Annotated in this window: 17 protein-coding genes; 12 read left to right on the forward strand and 5 right to left on the reverse strand. The window is 71.9% G+C overall.

Features of this window, described 5'->3' with window-relative positions; genetic code table 11:
• The 4 genes from N864_RS02450 to N864_RS02470 all read right to left on the reverse strand — a co-directional run.
• Positions 1-1,282: L-aspartate oxidase (locus N864_RS02450; RefSeq protein WP_034713073.1), on the reverse strand; the 1,282-nt coding region annotated here is incomplete at its 3' end.
• Entirely contained in the window at positions 1,279-2,268 is a 990-nt protein-coding gene (gene nadA, locus N864_RS02455) for a quinolinate synthase NadA (RefSeq protein WP_051518094.1), read from the reverse strand. The genes N864_RS02450 and nadA, both read right to left, overlap by 4 nt.
• A gap of 300 nt (positions 2,269-2,568) precedes the next feature.
• Positions 2,569-4,095, reverse strand: a complete 1,527-nt coding sequence (locus N864_RS23400; RefSeq protein ID WP_081793303.1) for an HNH endonuclease signature motif containing protein — start codon at positions 4,093-4,095, stop codon at positions 2,569-2,571.
• 234 nt (positions 4,096-4,329) lie between these two features.
• Entirely contained in the window at positions 4,330-5,238 is a 909-nt protein-coding gene (locus N864_RS02470; protein WP_034713075.1) for an NUDIX hydrolase, read from the reverse strand.
• Positions 5,239-5,453: 215 nt separating this feature from the next.
• Here N864_RS02470 and N864_RS23405 point away from each other — a divergent pair, with 215 nt between their 5' ends.
• From N864_RS23405 to serS, 3 genes are all read left to right on the forward strand, one after another.
• Complete coding sequence (locus N864_RS23405) at positions 5,454-6,380, forward strand: hypothetical protein (RefSeq protein WP_155892794.1); 927 nt, start codon at positions 5,454-5,456, stop codon at positions 6,378-6,380.
• A complete protein-coding gene (locus N864_RS02480) occupies positions 6,377-6,748 on the forward strand; it encodes a GntR family transcriptional regulator (RefSeq protein ID WP_034713077.1) in 372 nt (123 codons plus the stop codon). The genes N864_RS23405 and N864_RS02480 overlap by 4 nt, the downstream gene beginning before the upstream one ends.
• 190 nt (positions 6,749-6,938) lie before the next feature.
• The gene (gene serS, locus N864_RS02485; protein ID WP_034713079.1) at positions 6,939-8,264 is read left to right on the forward strand and encodes a serine--tRNA ligase; all 1,326 of its coding nucleotides are present in this window, start codon (positions 6,939-6,941) and stop codon (positions 8,262-8,264) included.
• Between the two features lie 67 nt (positions 8,265-8,331).
• Here serS and N864_RS02490 read toward each other — a convergent pair whose 3' ends face one another.
• Positions 8,332-9,228 (reverse strand): LysR family transcriptional regulator, encoded by an 897-nt coding sequence (locus N864_RS02490; RefSeq protein ID WP_034713082.1) that lies wholly within the window; start codon positions 9,226-9,228, stop codon positions 8,332-8,334.
• A 71-nt stretch (positions 9,229-9,299) separates the two neighbouring features.
• Here N864_RS02490 and N864_RS02495 point away from each other — a divergent pair, with 71 nt between their 5' ends.
• The 9 genes from N864_RS02495 (at position 9,300) to N864_RS02535 (ending at position 17,362) form a co-directional block, all read left to right on the forward strand.
• Complete coding sequence (locus tag N864_RS02495; protein WP_081793304.1) at positions 9,300-10,265, forward strand: EamA family transporter; 966 nt, start codon at positions 9,300-9,302, stop codon at positions 10,263-10,265.
• Positions 10,266-10,341: 76 nt separating this feature from the next.
• A complete protein-coding gene (locus N864_RS02500; RefSeq protein ID WP_051518097.1) occupies positions 10,342-10,587 on the forward strand; it encodes a DUF6458 family protein in 246 nt (81 codons plus the stop codon).
• Between the two features lie 60 nt (positions 10,588-10,647).
• Positions 10,648-11,976 (forward strand): sensor histidine kinase, encoded by a 1,329-nt coding sequence (locus tag N864_RS02505; protein WP_034713084.1) that lies wholly within the window; start codon positions 10,648-10,650, stop codon positions 11,974-11,976.
• Positions 11,973-12,710 carry a response regulator transcription factor gene (locus N864_RS02510; RefSeq protein ID WP_034713087.1) on the forward strand — a complete coding sequence of 246 codons (738 nt, stop codon included), beginning with the start codon at positions 11,973-11,975 and terminating at the stop codon, positions 12,708-12,710. The genes N864_RS02505 and N864_RS02510 overlap by 4 nt, the downstream gene beginning before the upstream one ends.
• Positions 12,711-12,864: 154 nt before the next feature.
• Positions 12,865-13,746 carry an ABC transporter ATP-binding protein gene (locus N864_RS02515; protein WP_034713089.1) on the forward strand — a complete coding sequence of 294 codons (882 nt, stop codon included), beginning with the start codon at positions 12,865-12,867 and terminating at the stop codon, positions 13,744-13,746.
• Positions 13,743-14,984 carry an ABC transporter permease gene (locus tag N864_RS02520; protein WP_034713091.1) on the forward strand — a complete coding sequence of 414 codons (1,242 nt, stop codon included), beginning with the start codon at positions 13,743-13,745 and terminating at the stop codon, positions 14,982-14,984. The genes N864_RS02515 and N864_RS02520 overlap by 4 nt, the downstream gene beginning before the upstream one ends.
• A 53-nt stretch (positions 14,985-15,037) precedes the next feature.
• Positions 15,038-15,895, forward strand: coding sequence for an HAD family hydrolase (locus N864_RS02525; protein ID WP_034713094.1), 858 nt, complete (start codon positions 15,038-15,040; stop codon positions 15,893-15,895).
• A gap of 12 nt (positions 15,896-15,907) precedes the next feature.
• Entirely contained in the window at positions 15,908-16,882 is a 975-nt protein-coding gene (locus tag N864_RS25010; RefSeq protein WP_051518098.1) for a hypothetical protein, read from the forward strand.
• Positions 16,883-16,924: 42 nt separating this feature from the next.
• A complete protein-coding gene (locus N864_RS02535; RefSeq protein ID WP_034713097.1) occupies positions 16,925-17,362 on the forward strand; it encodes a YciI family protein in 438 nt (145 codons plus the stop codon).
• Positions 17,363-17,369: the final 7 nt, after the last annotated feature.

Raw genomic sequence — 17,369 nt, forward strand, 5'->3', positions numbered from 1 at the left:
TCGTCGGTTGGTGGCCCTTCGATGGGAGGTCGTTCGCGAGGTCGTCGGCGACCCAGCCGCCGCAGACCACCGCCTCGAGGAGCGAGTTGCTCGCGAGGCGGTTGGCGCCGTGCAGCCCGGTGCTGGCGACCTCACCCACGGCCCAGAGGCCCGGAACGGTCGTGCGACCGTGCCGGTCGACGGTGACTCCGCCGCACTGGTAGTGGGCCGCCGGCCGGACCGGGATGAGGTCGGTGGCGGGGTCGATGCCGGCTGCCTGGCAGGCCCGCGCCACCGTGGGAAACGCGTCGGCGAAGCGTGAACCGAGCGCCCCCCGGGCATCGAGGAAGACGCGGCCACCACGGGACAGCTCACCCCAGACGGCGCGGGCGACGACATCGCGGGCCGCGAGCGGATCATCGGTCAGGGGGGCGCCCGTCGCGTCGACGAGCAGGGCGCCCGCACCGCGTACCGCCTCGCTGACGAGCGGCATCGGGTCGAGCCCCACGTCAAGAGCGGTCGGGTGGAACTGGACCATCTCGAGGTCGCGCAGCTCCGCACCCGCTCGGGCAGCGAGGGCCAGCCCCTGGCCGCGTGAGCCGGTCGGGTTCGTCGTGTGCCGCCACAGCTGCCCCGAGCCGCCGGTCGCGAGGATGACTCGCTCGCTCCGGAGCTGGAAGGAGCGAGATGCCAGAGCGCCGGGTGCAGCGTGCGCAGGTGTGGCGAGGAGCGCAGGGGCCGGGCTCCAGGCGGCGCGTTCCGCGGCGACGCCGGCCACCCGACCGTCGGCGACGAGGAGGCGCGTGGCGATCGTGCCCTCGAGCACCGTGATCGAGGGGGTGCGCCGCACAGCACCCACGACGGCGCGCAGGACCTCTGCCCCCGTGCCGTCCCCGGCTGCGTGGACGATGCGGCGTCGGGAATGCGCGCCCTCGAGGCCGAGGCGATAGCGCCCGTCCGGCGTCCGGTCGAAGCGCGCGCCGAGCTCGGCCAGGTAGTCGACCGCTGCCGGAGCGGCGGCGGTGATCCGTGCGACGACCTCCGGCTCGCAGAGCCCGGCTCCGGCCGCAATGGTGTCGGCCGCGTGGAGCTGCGCGGAGTCGTCGTCACCAAGTGCCGCCGCGATGCCGCCCTGCGCCCAACCGCTCGCGGCGCCGTGCCCGAGCCGCCCCGCCGCCAGCACGATCACCGGATGCGGCGCCAGCCGTAGGGCGGTGACGAGGCCTGCGAGCCCCGCGCCGACGATGACCGGGACTCCGGTGGCACCCGCGGCGCCGGCGGGCGAGAGCTGGCTGAGCGTCATACCGACAACATCCGGTCCACAGCGGCTCGGGCACGGTCAGCCACCGCCGGGTCGATGGTCACCTCGTGGGTCATCGACTCGAGGCTGTGGCGGATCTTCGCGAGGGAGTTGCGCTTCATGTGCGGGCAGAGGTTGCACGGGCGCACGAAGTCGATCTCGGGATGCTGGGCGGCGATGTTGTCGCTCATCGAGCACTCGGTGATGAGCGTGACCTGGCGTGGGCGTCGCTGCACGACGAAGTCGAGCATCTGGGCGGTCGAGCCGGCGAGGTCGGCCGCTGCGACGACCTCGGGCGGGCACTCGGGGTGGGCCAGCACGACGGTCTCCGGATGGTCGGCGCGGATCCGCTCGATGTCCTGCGCGGTGAAGCGCTCGTGCACCTCGCAGCGGCCGGGCCACGTGATGACCTCGACGCCGGTCTGCCGGGCGATGTTCTGGGCCAAGAACTCGTCGGGGATCATGATGACGCGGTCGACGCCGAGGGACTCGATGACCTTGACGGCGTTGCCGGAGGTGCAGCAGATGTCGCTCTCGGCCTTCACGTCGGCCGAGGTGTTGACGTAGGTGACGACCGGGACCCCGGGGTGCGCCGCGCGCAGGGAGCATACGTCTGCTGCGGTGATCGACTCGGCCAGGGAGCAGCCGGCGAGCGGATCGGGGATGAGGACGGTCTTGGTGGGGTTGAGCAGCTTGGCGGTCTCGGCCATGAAGTGCACCCCGGCGAGGACGATGACGTCGGCGTCCACCTGCTGCGCCTCGCGAGCCAGGGCGAGAGAGTCGCCGACCACGTCCGAGACGCAGTGGAAGATCTCCGGAGTCTGGTAGTTGTGCGCGAGGACGACGGCGTTGCGCTGCTGCTTGAGGCGCAGGATTGCCTCGGCATCGTCGGCGTAGGTCGCCCACTCGACCTCCGGGATGACGTGGCGGACCTTCTCGTACAGATGCGCGGTCCGGTCCACGGCGGTCGGGGCAAGGGTGTCGCTCACATCGGCTCCTAATTATGCTTGTCGTGAGCATATGTCACATGCAGTATATATGCTTACTCGGAGCACATCGCGGCCGACGTGACGCAGCCGACACGCCTCGCGGGCGCGGGCGCTGCCATGCGTGGAGGCCACCTCGTCTCGCCAGTTCCTCGGTCTCATGCGCTTCGCCGCTCGCCGGTCGGGCTGCAGTCACACCACCGCCCCATTCGCCGGGCCTCAGACCCGCTATATGGCGTGCCCGTCGGGCTGCAGACATGCCACGTCCCCCCGCCTGTCGAGGGCAGGGGCGGGGCGGGGCCGCTATCGGTGGCCGAAACCGTGGGGGAGGTGCCAGATCACTTGGTCAGGCAGGATCTCTGGCGTCAGTCCGAGGGCGTGCACGACCGTGTGATGCCGGCCGCACAGCAGGACGCCGTTCGAGAGGTCGGTGGATCCGCCGAGGTACCACGGGACGGCGTGATGGGCATGGCACCACTGCGGAGGGACCGTGCAGCCGGCGATCGAGCAGCCCTTGTCCCGAATCGCGAGGGCGCGGCGTTGGGCCGGGGTGAAGAACCGCTCGGCGTGGCCGACGTCGAGCGGTTGTGAAGGGCCGCCCAGCATGGTCGGGATGATCGACGCCTCGCACGCCAGTCGACGCACCGTCTCTGCAGACAGGACCTCGTCGTTGCCCGCGACGCCGGCGCCGCGGACCTGCTCGAGCAGCGACTCGAGGCTCATCGTGATGATGAGCTGCGTGCGGGGCGTCCGCGGGCTGCCCTCCGGGTTGCCGACCGCCCGCTCCAGCAGCTCCAAGAGAGCATCCGCTCGCCGGGTGGCCGCCGCCCGCGGATCACGCCCGGTCTTGAGCCCGCAGTCGGCATGCGGGTCCTTGGCCGGGTCGCCGATGTCGTCCTCGCTCAACTGGCGTCGGCCCGTTCCCGCCGTGCCGCCGGACCTTTCCGTGCAGTCGTCCGCGCTCGACCGGTCGCGACGCGGCCCCGCCGGGCCGCAGGGTCCTGACGTGCCGCCGCCCGCGTGCGCATGCTGCTCGCGGTGCAGGTCGCAGTCGCAGGGGAAGCCGTCCCAGTCGAGGTCTGGCCGCGGACGCGAGAGCGGGTCGAGCGCGGCGTCCAGGACGGCGGCTGCCTCGGGATCGAGCCGGAGGCGGTACTCGACCATCCCGGCCGACCGCCCGACCCTGGTCAGGGACCGTCCGGCGCGCGTGCGGGCGTCCTCGTCCGCCACGTCCTTGGGTGGCTTGAGCGCAGCACGAGCGTGGGCGACCAGCCGGCGCAGCTCCTTCAGGCCGAGCACGTCGACCGTCTCGACCATAGAGTCGACCACGGCCTCGAGATGCTCGCGGTCGGCGACGCGCACCACGTCGTTGTAGAACCGGACGATCGCTGCGGCCTGCTCGACGGTCGCCGCACCGGACCGCACCTTGTGGGCGAGCGGTTGCCATCGTGGCTCGGTGAGTGCGGCGCCCACGGCGGTCGCCGCCGTGCCGGCCCCACCGGCCAACGTCGGGGCGTGCGCGGTGACCCAGTCGTTGCGGGAAACGCCGTCGGCCTCCCCGTAGCCATGCCGGACCACCGTCGAGGCCAGCACCGCGGTGAGGGCGTGCGCCTGCTGGCGCACTGCCTCGGCCTGCTCGATCGCGTCGCCGACCCCAGCGGCGGGCAGCCAGAAGACCGGATAGCGCTCGGTGATGGCGCGCAGCTCGTTCGCGATCGAGGCCAGTCGCGCAGCGAGCCCTGGCAGGTCCTCCATCGCCTCGTCGGACAGCTCGGCGGCCCGGACGGGTCGGTAGTCCAACCCCATCGAAGGCATCGTCGTTGCTGTCATGACTCGAACATACAAGCGACCGCCGACACTGCCCTCGAACAATCCACAGGCCCGTCCCCGGTCGGATCACGGGGCAGCCCTCCACCCGGACCGCTCGCGAACCGCCGCCGAAAACCGCCCGATCACAAGGGCTGCCGAGCGGATCCGCACCCATCAGGAAAAGCCGGCTCAGCGGCATACGAGAGGCGCGGCGTGCGCGAGACTCCGACGCCGTCGCGAGCGGCAGCGGCCCCCTCAGCGGGTCCGCGGCAGCTTCGTCCCCGCGATGGTGCGCTCGTCGAGGATGGCCCGCCGGAAGCGATAGACCCGGGCCGGGCGCCCGCCGGTCTCGGTGTCGGTGCCACCGGTCGGCTCGACGAGGTCCTGCTGCATGACGAGTCGCCGGAAGTTCTGCTTGTGCAGCGCCTGCCCGGCCAGCGCCTCCACCGCGGTCTGCAGCCGTCCCAACGTGAATGCGTCGGGCATCAGCTCGAAGACGACGGGGTGGTACTGGATCTTCGCGCGCAGCCGGGCGATCCCGGTCGCGAGGATCCGCCGGTGGTCGCCCTGCATCCGCTCGCCCGGCACGACGTCGCCGCCGGACCGCGCGGGCGCCTCGGGTAGAAGGCCCGCCTCGTGGAGCAGCTCGTAGCGCTGGAGCACGAGCTCGGGCGCCCATGGCCGCCCCGTGAGTCCGAAGCAGACCTGGGCGCGCAGCTCGCGCCGGTCACGTTCGTCGGTGCGCCGGCTGCGGGCGATCCACTTGTCGAGAAGCGGCCCGATGACGTCGTCGACGAGGGCCGGCCCGGTCGCTCCGGGACGCCGGTCCTCCCACGGGAAGTAGTCGTACCAGTCGCGCCACTCCGGATCGCTGCGGTCGGTGGGAGCCTGGGTGAGGCCGAGGTAGGACACCGACACGACACGCCCCCCGGCCGCCGAGCGGTCCGGGTCGGCGAACGTGTAGAGCTGCTCGACGTAGCCGAGCCGGTGGTGCGTCTGCTGCTCGACCCACGCGCTGAGCCCCGCCTGCATCGAGCGGTGCTCGCTCCGCAGGGGCCCGGACGGCAGGCGCTGCCCCTCGTCGGCCGTCAACACGAGAGGCCGGTCGTCCGCCACCGCGGTCACGACGGCGACGAGCTCGGTCCCAACGCGCTCTCCGGTCACGCGCCCATGATGCCCACTCCCGCACGTGTGGGGTATTCGAGCGGGCCCCCCGCGCGCCGTCGCGCCGCAACGGCAGAGGTATGCCGCTCAGCTCGGCCGGCTTGCCGGCGAAGCCAGCGGGTGGCCGGGCCGCGCTTTGTACCGACCTCTTGACACAAGACCGCGGCGGCGCCATGCTCACCTTGTCTCAAGTCATTGATACAAGGGGAAGCGAAATGGCAACAGGTGTTCTGGGCCTCATCGGAATGGTGGCAGTACTCGTCGCCCTCGTGGTCGGGTTCGCGGTCCCGAGGCAGACGGTGGCCGCGCCGGAGGGCGCCGGGCCAGCTGTTGATGCAGCCGAACGGCACGTGCGTCGCCTCCGCCTGGTCGGCCTCGTGCTAGGGGGCGTTGTCGCCGTCTGGCTGTGGGGAGTCGACGCGCTGGGCCGTGGCTCCATGCTCGCGGCTGTCGGGTTCGGGCTCGCCTTCCTCGTCGTGATGTGCGTCGGGGAGCTCACCAACCCGGTGAGCCGGTCCGCGCGTTCTGATGCCGACCTGCGTCGACGGCGGGTCGGGGACTACCTGCCTCGTCGCCTGTCGGTCCTCGTCGCCGTCACCGTGGTCGTCCTGGCGGCGCTGCTCATCGTCGGACTGGTCGCCGGGACCGCGGACGACTTGGGCCGCCCGGGTCGAGCGCTCGCGTGGACAACGCCCACGGGCGGCGGAAGTGCCGGGCCGTGGCCGGGCAGCTTCTATGCCTGGCCGATGCTCGGTGCGCTGCTGGTGGAGCTGGCTCTCGCTGGAGCGGCGCTGCGCATCATCGCGCACCGTGCGCAGGTCGTGCCGAGTCAGGCAGCCAGCGAGGTGGACAGCGCGTTGCGGAGCGCGGCGGCCCGTGGCGTCGTCGCGGCAACCGGCGTGGCAACCGCCTTCCCGCTCGGTGGCCTCGGTGTCGTCATGGCCATCACGGCCAGCAATGCTGTTCGTGGCGGAGCACCGGGTTGGCTGGCGGTCGTCGTGTGGGTCGCGAGCGCTGCCGTGCTCCTGGCGGTTGTCACCTTCTCGCAGTCGGCCGCCTCCCTCCTGCGGTCCGCTGCTGGCCGCGTCGTCCGGGACGACACTGACGAGAGGGCCGAGGACCTCGGGGCCGGCGCCGCATGAGAGTCAGCGTCGATGCCGACGACCCCACACCTCCCTACGAGCAGATCCGTGGGCAGGTGGCTCGGCTCATCGAGGCCGGCCGGCTCGCCCCGGGTGACCGGCTGCCGACGGTGCGCCAGCTGGCCGGGGACCTTCGCGTCGCGCCCGGGACGGTGGCGCGTGCCTACAAGGAGCTCGAGATGGCCGGCCTGGTCGAGACGAGGCGGGCAGCGGGCACCCGCGTGGCACAGCGCCCGGTCCTGACCTCGAGTCAGCGGGCCCGGCGCCTCGCCAAGGTCATGTCAGATGCGGTCGAGACGGCCCGTTCTCTCGGTTGCGCCGAGGAAGAGATCGCGAAGGCCTGGGCGACCGCGCTCGGCCGACGCTGAGTAGCGGCGGGGCCTCCGGTGACCACGAGAACTGGTGTTGACGCCACTTCTCGTGGTGCAACGGCGCCGGTGACCACGAGAACTGGTGTTGACGCCACTTCTCGTGGCAGCCAGCGGGCCCCCCACCCACGCACCCGGCGCGCGAGAACGAGGTCGTGAGCGGCATACGGCCGCCGATAGGCTGGCCCGCGTGATCGACATCAAGGTTCTGCGCGACGACCCCGAGCGGGTCCGCGCCTCGCAGCTGGCCCGTGGAGAGGACCCGGGGGTCGTCGATGCGATCCTCGCCGCCGACGAGCGTCGACGGTCGTCCCTCGGCGAGTACGAGGCCCTGCGCGCGGAGCAGAAGTCGGTCAGCAAGAACGTCGGCGCGGCCATGGGCGCGTTCCAGAAGGCCAAGAAGTCAGACGCCCCGGACGTCGCAGAGCTGGAGGCGGCGGCCACCGCCGCGCGGGAGCGCGCCGCGGAGCTGAGCGACCTCGTCAAGGCGCTCGAGGCGGCGGCCAGCGCAGCCGGCGACGAGCTGAACGCCCTCATGCGCCGGGTCGGCAACGTCATCGTCGACGGCGTGCCCAGCGGTGGCGAGGACGACTACGTCGTGCTCGAGACCGTCGGGGCACCGAGGGACTTCGCGGCCGAGGGCTTCGAGCCGCGCGACCACCTCGAGCTCGGCGAGCTGCTCGGTGCCATCGACATGGAGCGCGGCGCGAAGGTCGCCGGCGCGCGGTTCTACTTCCTCACTGGCGTCGGCGCCCGGCTGGAGCTGGCCCTGCTCAACATGGCCGTCGCCCAGGCCATCGAGCACGGCTTCACCCCCATGATCACCCCGACGCTGGCGCGGCCGGAGGTCATCGTCGGCGCCGGCTTCATGGACGCGCACGCCGAGGAGGTCTACCACCTCGAGACGGACGACCTCTACCTCACCGGCACCTCCGAGGTCGCCCTGGCCGGCTACCACGCCGACGAGATCATCGACCTGTCGGCCGGCCCGAGGCGCTACGCCGGCTGGTCGGCCTGCTACCGCCGCGAGGCCGGCTCGCACGGCAAGGACACCCGCGGCATCATCCGGGTGCACCAGTTCCAGAAGGTCGAGATGTTCGTCTACTGCCGGCCCGAGGACGCCGAGGCCGAGCACCAGCGGCTGCTCGACTGGGAGCGCGAGATGCTCGCCAAGATCGAGGTGCCCTACCGCATCATCGACACGGCCGCGGGTGACCTCGGCAGCCCGGCTGCCCGCAAGTTCGACTGCGAGGCGTGGGTGCCCACGCAGGGCCGCTTCCGGGAGCTGACCTCGACCTCGAACTGCACGACGTTCCAGGCCCGTCGGCTCAACATCCGCGAGCGCGACCCCCGCGGGGCCGGCACCCGCACCGTCGCCACGCTCAACGGCACGCTCGCCACGACCCGCTGGCTCGTCGCCATCCTCGAGAACCACCAGCAGGCCGATGGATCCGTCCTCGTGCCCAAGGCGCTGCAACCCTTCGTCGGCCTCGACGTGCTGACTCCCGTCGGCTGAGTCGCCAGCCCTCCCGTATGCCGCTCACCCGACGGCCGCGCGTGCGCTGGGTGGCGCGGCGGCTGGGTCATTCCTGCGTCAGCCGGCGCCCGATGCCGCGCAGGTGCTCGAGAACGGTTGTCACGACAGCGCGTTCGGCGCGGTCCGGTCTGGCGAGGGCAAGCACCGTCCGGCTCGACCGCACGTCGGTGATCGGCAGGGTGACCACGCCGTCGCGGGGACGAGTGGTGTAACGCGGCAGCAGAGCGAGCCCCTCGCCGACGGCGACGAGCGACTCGACGAGCCGGTTGTCCCTGACCCGGTGGCGCACGTCGAGGGCTCCGCCGGCGCGGTTCTCGATGGCGATGCGCAGGTCGTCGAACGGATAGCCAAGGGGCACGCCCACCCACGGCTGCCCGGCCAGGTCGGCGGCAGCCACGGACGAGCGCCCCGCCAGCGGATGGGTCGCCGGCACCGCGACGTCGAGCGGCTCCCGCGCCAGCGGAACGACGAGCAGGCGTTGGCCAGTCCGGGGTCGTCGGGCCATGCTGTGCCCGATGACGATGTCGTAGTCGGCGGTCTGCGGGGCGAAGTCGGCCTCGGCGATGTCGAGGTCGTCGAGCTCGATCGTCACGCGGGTGCCCCGCAGTGCGCCGAGCAGCGGAGGCACGAGCACCTCCGCGGCACTGGGCAGTGAGGCGATCCGGACGACTCCGGTCGGCTCGCCGCGCAACTCGTCGAGGTCGCGCTGCACCTCGCCGAGGGCGGTGGCCACGGCCACGGCGCCATCGGCGAGGAGGCGTCCGGCCGCCGTGAGGCGCAGGCCGCGCCCGTCCGGCTCGACGAGCCGCATCCCGACGTCGCGCTCAGCGGTGCGCAGCTGCTGCGAGACCGCGGAGGGCGTGCGATGGGTGGCCGCCGCGACGGCGGCCAGGCTGCCACGGTCGGCGAGCTCGCGGAGCAGCTCGAGGTGCCTGACCTCCATGTAGGGAGCCTAAATGATCGCATAAGAACAATGAGATGGTCCTGAAGGGAGGATGAGGCGAGCATGGACCCATGCCGTTCCGCCATCGCCTGCTCGCCGGCCTCGTTGCGGTCATGTGGGGCGTCAACTTCCTCGCGATCCACCTGTCGCTGGAGCAGTTCCCGCCGCTCTTCCTGGTCGCACTCCGCTTCGCGCTGCTGGCGGTCCCCACCGTCCTGTTCGTCCCGAGGCCGAACGTTCCGATCCGGTGGCTCGTCGGCTATGGTCTCGGCTTCGGAGTCATCCAGTTCACCTTCCTCTACACGGGGATGGCGGCCGGGATGCCGACGGGCCTCGCCTCACTGGTGCTGCAGGCCTCCGGCCCCTTCACCCTCGTCCTCGGGGCGTTGCTCCTGCGTGAACGGGTGCGGCTCGTCCAGTGGGCGGGCATCCTCCTCGCCATCCTCGGGATGGGCCTCGTGGGGCTCTCGCAGGCGGAGGCGGCCCAGTTCCTGCCCTTCGTCCTCGTCCTTGTCGGTGGCCTCGGTTGGGCGCTGGGCAACCTGTCGAGCCGGCTGGCCAAGCCGGCGAAGCCACTGCACCTCGCCATGTGGATGTCGGTCGTCGTGCCGGTGCCGATGCTGGCCCTCTCCCTCGTCGTCGAGGGACCGAGCGCCATCGGGCATTCGCTGGCGACTTCCTGGTCTCCCGCAGCGGCTCCGGCCTGGGCCGGACTCGTCTACACCGTGGTCATCGCCACCGTGGCGGGCTCGGGCGTGTGGACCTGGCTGCTCGCTCGGCACCCGGCCGGCGTCGTCGCGCCCTTCTCCATGCTCGTGCCCATCGTCGGAATCCTCACCGCGGCTGTCGTGCTCGGCGAGCGGCCCACCCTCCTCGAGTACGTCGGCGGCGCCATCGTGGTCACGGGAGTGATTGTCGGGTCACGCCTCGGACGCGACACCGCCGGGCCGGACCCACGCAGCGACCGGACCGCCGATGGTCCGCCGCGCGACGCCCTCGCGCCGCGCCGACTGCACCGGACCATGGGAGCCCGCTGAGCGGCATACCGACCGGGTTTGCAGGAGGGGGCGCGGTGGGTAGGAGCAAGCGGAACCCGACCACAGGAGGTGCGCCATGGGAGCAGGCGTGACGCTTGCCGTGCTCGGCGCGATCCTCGCGTTCGCCGTGCGGGCCACCCCGCCCGGCCTCGACCTGCACGTCGTCGGGGTCATCTTCATGGTGGCCGGCGCGGCGCTCATCGTCCACGCGCGACGGGGGAGCCGACGCGAACGCGTCATCACGCGGGTCGAGCAGCCCTCGGACCCCAGCCTGGCGCCGCACACGATTCGCGAGACGATCCGCGACGTCGATCCGGAATGACCTGGGGATCTCCGCCTGGGGACGGAGGCGCCGGCGCGAGCCGACGCCTACCCTGACGACGTGTCCGACACCGATGGCCGGCGTGCCCGACTGAGACGGTTCTTCGCCGTCGACGACCCCTGGGAGCGGACGCCGCCGACGGGCTACCTCCGGCGGGACGCCGCGCTCGCGGTGGCCATCTGGCTCGTCTGCGCGCTCGGGCTCGAGCTGGCCCGCAGCTGGGGTGCGCTCGACCACCGGGACCTGCACGTGCCGTGGTGGCAGGCCCAGGTCGCGTCCGCCACGGCGGCGCTGCCGCTCGTGCTGCGCCGACGCAACCCGCTCGCCCTCGCGGTCTACCTGTCCGCTCACATGTTCGCGGTCGGCATGCTGGCGCCGCTGGTGATGATCCAGTTCTCGATGCAGATGCTCTACTTCTTCGGGCTCTTCGGTGGCATGGCGTGGGCGCGCAGCCGCCAGGCAGCCGTGACGACGCTCGGCTTCATCGTCGTGTTCATGTTCGGCTGGCTGACGTGGCAGTTCGCCATCGGCGCCGGCGTCGAGGGCATGGACGTCGCCACGCGGCACGGGATCTTCCCCCCGGTCCTCGCGAACGTCGCCTACTCGATCCTGGTCAACATCTTCTACTTCGGCGCCGCGGTCCTCGGGGGCCAGCTGACGTGGCGCACCGCCCGTCAGCGGGCCAAGCTCGCGGACCAGGCGCGCACGCTCGCCGCTCAGTCCGAGCAGCTGCGCGAGCACGCCGTCACGGCGGAGCGGCTCCGCATCGCCCGGGAGCTGCACGACGTCGTGGCCCACCACGTCGCCGTCATGGGCATCCAGGCTGGCGCAGCCCGCAAGGTCCTGCGACGTGACCCCGACGCCGCCGCCGGAGCGCTCCACCAGGTCGAGCAGTCCTCCCGGGAGGCCGTCGGTGAGATGCGCTCGCTCCTCGGCACCCTGCGGGGCCGCGGTGAGAGCGCGTCGCGGGGCCCCGAGCCCGGGCTGGCCGACCTGCCGGCGCTCCTCGACGACGTGCGCTCGAGCGGGCTCGCCGTCTCGTATGCCGCTCACGACGACCTCGGCGTGGGCGCGGACGGTATCCCTCCCGCTGTCGCACTCAGCCTCTACCGGACCGTGCAGGAGGCGCTCGCGAACGTTCGGCGTCACTCGACGGCGCGGAGCGCCAGCGTCGTCGTCCGGCTCGGACACGCCGCCAAGGGGGACTATGCCGAGGTCGAGGTGCTCGACGACGGCCGTCCCCGGACCGGGACGGCGGGGTCGGGGCTCGGGCTGCTCGGGATGCGCGAGCGCGTGACCCTCCACGGCGGCGAGGTGGAGGTCGGACCACGCGCCCTCGGCGGCTACCGCGTGCGGGTGCGGCTGCCGCTCCAGGGAGTCCACGCATGAGTGACGGCTGTCTGCGGGTCGTCGTCGTCGATGACCAGCGCCTGGTCCGAAGCGGCTTCGCCATGATGCTCGGTGCCGAGGACGACATCGTCGTCGCAGGTGAGGCCGCGAACGGCGCGGAGGCCATCGACCTCGTCCGTCGCGAACGACCGGACGTCGTCCTCATGGACGTCCAGATGCCCGTCCTCGACGGCATCGCAGCGACAGCGACCATCGTCGGTGAGGACCTGGCCAAGGTCATCATCCTCACGACGTTCGACCGGGACGACTACCTCTTCGATGCCCTGCGCAACGGTGCGAGTGGGTTCCTCCTCAAGAACACCGACCCCGACGACCTGGCGGAGGCGGTCCGGGCCGTCGGCCACGGGCACGCCCTCCTCGCACCCGAGGTGACCCGACGGGTCATCGAGGCGATGACCCGCGAATCGCCCCGGCAGCCGGAGCAGCCGGGACGGGACAGCTCGGCGCCGAGGTCGGCTCCCGGCGCACCGGCGGCGCCAGCGGATCCCCTGGCGGCCGACCCCCGGCTGCGGCACCTGACCGCGCGCGAGCTCGAGGTGCTGGGACTGGTCGGGCGCGGCCTGTCCAACGCCGAGATCGCCGCCACGCTCTTCGTGGGTGAGGCGACGGTGAAGACCCACGTGTCGTCCTGCCTGGCCAAGCTGCACCTGCGCGACCGGGTCCAGGCCGTCGTGCTCGCCTACGAGACCGGCCTCGTCGTCCGCGGAGGCTGATCCGGGTCGCTCCCGAGCTGAGTCGGCCTCCCCCTCGAGGTGGAGGCGACACCGCGGAGCCGGCCGAAGATCCACCCCGCGGGGGATCCGGGGGAGGTGAGCGGCATACGACACTGGCCCTGACCCACCCACCACGTGACGAGAAGGACACCCCGTGCTCGAGGTGAAGAACCTGACCCGCCGCTTCGGCGAGCACATCGCCGTCGACGACGTGAGCTTCGACGTCGCCGACGGGCGACTGACCGGCTTCGTCGGCGGCAACGGCGCCGGCAAGACGACGACGATGCGGATGATCATGGGCGTCCTCGCGATCCACGGCGGCGAGGTCCGCTGGGACGGACGCCCCATCACCACGGCCGACCGGCAGTCGTTCGGCTACATGCCCGAGGAGCGAGGGCTGTACCCGAAGCAGCCCGTCCTCGACCAGCTCGTGTACCTGGGCCGGCTGCACGGGCAGTCGGCCCCGGCAGCCCGGGCCGCCGCCACCGAGCTGCTCGAGCGCTTCGGGCTCGCGGACCGCGCGAAGGACAAGGTCGAGTCGCTCTCGCTCGGCAACCAGCAACGGGTGCAGATTGCGGCGGCCGTGATCGCCGACCCGGTGGCCCTCGTGCTCGACGAGCCCTTCTCCGGCCTCGACCCGCTGGCGGTCGACTCGATGGCGGACCTGCTGCGCGAGTACGCCCGCCGCGGGGTCCCGGTGCTCTTCTCCTCCCACCAGCTCGACCTCGTCGAGCGGCTCTGCGACGCGCTGGTCATCCTCTCCGGGGGTCACGTCGTCGCGAGCGGCACGGCCGACGAGCTGCGCCGCTCCGGTCGTGTCCGCCACCGGCTCGTCGCCGGGGACGACGTCGGCTGGGTGCGCGACGTCCCGGGCCTGACCGTCGTCGACGTCGACGGGCCCACCGCCCTGGTCGAGCTGCACGACGAGGCCACGGGCACCCGCCTGCTGACCGAGGCGCTCCGCCGGGGCAGCGTCCGGGAGTTTGCCGAGGTCGTCCCGACCGTCTCCGAGATCTACCGCGAGGTGACCGCATGACCCTCATGACAGACCGGCGCACCACCGCCGCTCGTCCCGACCCGTCCACCGACCGGCCGGCCGTCGTCGAGCGTCCGTGGCAGGTCGTCGCGGCCCGGGAGATCGCGGTGAAGCTGCGCGACAAGAACTTCCTCATCTCGACGTTCTTCACGCTCGTCCTCATCGCCGGGTCCTTCGGGTTCCAGGCCTTCCTCGCCAACCGTCCGCACGAGGCCACCATCGCGGTGACGAGCCCGGCGGCGGCCGCCGTGGTCGACCAGGCCGAGCAGGCCGGCGTCGCCGCCGAGGTGAAGCTCGAGTGGAGCGTGAAGCAGGTACCCGATGCCAAGGCTGCCGAGGCGCTCGTGCGCGCCGGCGATGCAGACGTCGCCCTGCTGCCCGGTGCGAACGGGGCCCAGTGGCGGCTCGTCGGCGAGCGGGAGAGGGATGACACCGTCTCGACGTGGGTCGAGAAGGTCGTCGGGGAGCAGGTCCTGGCCGAGCACGCCACCGCCCTCGGCACGTCGGTCGAGCAGCTCCGCGCGGGGTCGACCGTCAGCTATGACCTGCTCGACCAGGACGCCCGCGACCCCGGCTTCGTCCGGGTCGTCGGCTTCGCGTTCGCGTTCCTCTTCTACCTGGCGGCGTTGATCTTCGGGATGCAGATCGCGCAGAGCGTTGTCGAGGAGAAGCAGTCGCGGATCGTCGAGATCCTCGCCGCCGCCATCCCGATCCGGCAGCTGTTGGTGGGCAAGATCGTCGGCAACGTCGTCATGGCGGTCAGCCAGCTCGTCCTCTTCGTCGGCGTGGGTCTGGTAGGACTCTCGTTCAGCCCGTGGGCGGCGCTCCTTCCGGCGCTCGCCGGTGCCGCAGGCTGGTTCCTCGTCTTCTTCCTCGTCGGGTTCGTCGTCCTCGCCGCCATGTGGGCGGTGGCCGGCTCGCTCGCGACCCGCAACGAGGACCTCCAGTCGACCTCGACCCCGGTGACGACGCTGACGATGGTGATCCTCTTCGGTGGCATCTTCCTGACCGGGACGGGCCAGCTGATCGCCTCGTACGTGCCGCTGATGTCCGTCGTCGCGATGCCGATCCGGCTCGCCTCGGGAACTGCCGCGTGGTGGGAGCCGCTCGTGTCGATCGGGGTCACGCTCATCCTCGCGGTCGTCCTCGTCCGTCTCGCGGCGCGGATCTACAGCAGGTCGGTCATGCAGACGGGCACGCGCCTGACCGTGCGCCAGGCGATGAAGCTGCAGGGCTGAGGAACGCCGGGAGGCCGGTCCGGCGGTCACCACCCGCAGGTACCGTATGCCGCATGACGAAGCGGATGCTGTGCCTCGACCTCGACGGCACCACCCTGCTCCACACGGGCGAGCTCACCGAGCGGGTCCGGGCCGCCGTGGCGGCGCTGCCCGACGAGGTGGAGGTCGTCATCGCGACCGGCCGCTCGATCATCGCGACGACGCCGGTGATCGAACAGCTGGGCCTGCGGCACGGCTTCGCCGTCTGCTCGAACGGCGCCGTCACGATCCAGGTCAACCCCGATCCGCCGGGCGGCTACTCGATCGCCGAGACGGTGACCTTCGACCCCCGGCCCGTCCTCGAGCAGCTGCGTGACGCACTGCCCGACGCCCGGATCGCCGTCGAGGAGCTGGGGGTCGGCTTCAAGGTGTCCCAGCCGTTCCCCGACGGCGAGCTGATGGGCGTGACCAGGGAAGTGCCTTGGGAGGAGCTCGTCCGTGACCCGGTCACGCGTGTCACGCTCCGGCAGCCGGAGTCGACGCCGGAGGAGTTCATGGAGATGGTGGAGCGGGCAGGTCTGCACGGCGTCTCCTACGCCGTCGGCTGGTCGGCCTGGCTCGACATCAACCCGGAGGGCGTCTCCAAGGCGTCGGCCCTCGAGCTGGTGCGGCGGCGCATCGGTGTCGAGCCGCAGCACACGATCGCGTGCGGGGACCAGCGCAACGACCTCGAGATGCTCTACTGGGCCGCGTGGGGCGTCGCCATGGGCAACGCGCCCGAGGAGGTCAAGGCCGTCGCGGACGAGGTGGCCGACGACGTCAACGACGACGGGCTGGTGCCCATCCTCGAGGCCCTCGGCGAGGCGGTGCGCGCAGGCAAGCCGTTCCGGGACGGGGTCCAGTCACAGGCCAGCCACCGCTACTCCGCTTGACCGTGACTACATATGCCGATCGTCTACATCCACGGGGTGGCGGTTCGGGACGAGGACGAGGCGCTCGCCCGGGCGACGCGACGCTTCCGTGAGGTGCCGTGGCCGACGATCGAGGCCCACCTGCGCGAGCACGTCGCCCCGGTCGTCTCCGACGACCCCACCGGCGTGCCGATCATGCGGATCTACTGGGGTGACCTCGGCGCCGAGTTCGCATGGGGCGGCCGGTCCCTCGTCTCACGCCCGCTCGACGAGGAGCTGACCCTCGCGGACGAGGCGGCCGGGACGGGGCGCCCGGGACCGGCGGAGGTGCTGCGCGAGCGGGGCCGGCGCACGCTGCGTGAGACCGTGACGGCGATCCGCCGACCCGTCGAGGACTTTCTGCCGACCTTCATCGGTGACGTCATGGTCTACATCGCGGGCCGGGGCACGGCGACGGCGCCCGGCCCCATCCCGCAGCGCATCCTCGTCGGCCTCGAGACGGCTGCCTTCGCCGCCGAGTCACGGGACGAGCCGCTCGTCGTCGTCACGCACAGCATGGGTGGCCAGATCCTCTACGACGCCCTCACCCACTTCATCCCGAGGACACCGCAGCTGCGTCACATCCGCGTCGACTTCTGGTGCGCCCTCGGCTCCCAGGTCGGCTTCTTCGAGGAGCTCAAGCTCTTCCTCGAGAGCGACCCGCGCTACAGCGCCGAGTCCGGCCGGCTCACTCCGCCACCGCCTGCCGAACACCTCGGCGGCTGGTGGAACGTGTGGGACCACGCCGACCTCGTCAGCTTCCGCGCCGAGGGCATCTTCGAGGGCGTCGACGACACGGCGTTCTTCGCCGCCGGGACGCTCGCCACGGACCACAACCGCTACCTCGACCACGCCGCGGTCTATCGGACCCTCGCGACGAGAGTGGCCGCCAGTCTGGCCGCTGATCCTCGGCGCAAAGTCTCGCCACCCGGTGTCGAAACGCGGCAGGCTCGTTCGACGCAGGAGTGAGGCGCCGCCCGGCGCCGCTCACCACGAGACCAGGAGACCGCAATGCGCTTCATGATCATCGTCCCCGGCAACGCCGAGACCGAGGCGGGCGCCATGCCGAGCGAGCAGCAGCTCGCCGACATGACGGCCTACAACGAGGAGCTGCTCGCCGCAGGCGTGCTCGTGACCGGCGAGGGGCTGCACCCGACGAGCCGGGGCGCCCGGCTGCACTACACGCACGACGGCTCGGTCACCGTCACGGACGGCCCGTTCGCCGAGGCGAAGGAGATCGTCGCCGGCTTCACGATCATCGACGTCAGCTCGAAGGAGGAGGCCATCGAGTGGCTCAAGAAGTGGCCCCGCTCGACCGCGGACGACTTCACGCTCGAGCTGCGGCAGCTCTTCGACGCCGCCGACTTCGGGGAGGCCCTCACGCCGGAGCTGCAGGAGCGCGAGGCGCGCATGCGTGAGCAGGCCGCCCGCGCCGCGGCGCAGGGCTGACCGGTCA

Source organism: Intrasporangium chromatireducens Q5-1 (genome assembly GCF_000576575.1).
GTDB classification, from domain to species: domain Bacteria; phylum Actinomycetota; class Actinomycetes; order Actinomycetales; family Dermatophilaceae; genus Intrasporangium_A; species Intrasporangium_A chromatireducens.

Coding starts and splice junctions, on each gene's coding strand:
- N864_RS02510 (WP_034713087.1), top strand. CDS start 11,973: ATGAGTGACGGCTGTCTGCGGGTCGTCGTCGTCGATGACCAGCGCCTG.
- N864_RS02495 (WP_081793304.1), top strand. CDS start 9,300: ATGCCGTTCCGCCATCGCCTGCTCGCCGGCCTCGTTGCGGTCATGTGG.
- N864_RS23400 (WP_081793303.1), bottom strand. CDS start 4,095: ATGACAGCAACGACGATGCCTTCGATGGGGTTGGACTACCGACCCGTC.
- N864_RS02520 (WP_034713091.1), top strand. CDS start 13,743: ATGACCCTCATGACAGACCGGCGCACCACCGCCGCTCGTCCCGACCCG.
- N864_RS02525 (WP_034713094.1), top strand. CDS start 15,038: ATGACGAAGCGGATGCTGTGCCTCGACCTCGACGGCACCACCCTGCTC.
- N864_RS23405 (WP_155892794.1), top strand. CDS start 5,454: ATGGCAACAGGTGTTCTGGGCCTCATCGGAATGGTGGCAGTACTCGTC.
- N864_RS02480 (WP_034713077.1), top strand. CDS start 6,377: ATGAGAGTCAGCGTCGATGCCGACGACCCCACACCTCCCTACGAGCAG.
- N864_RS02500 (WP_051518097.1), top strand. CDS start 10,342: ATGGGAGCAGGCGTGACGCTTGCCGTGCTCGGCGCGATCCTCGCGTTC.
- N864_RS25010 (WP_051518098.1), top strand. CDS start 15,908: ATGCCGATCGTCTACATCCACGGGGTGGCGGTTCGGGACGAGGACGAG.
- N864_RS02535 (WP_034713097.1), top strand. CDS start 16,925: ATGCGCTTCATGATCATCGTCCCCGGCAACGCCGAGACCGAGGCGGGC.
- N864_RS02490 (WP_034713082.1), bottom strand. CDS start 9,228: ATGGAGGTCAGGCACCTCGAGCTGCTCCGCGAGCTCGCCGACCGTGGC.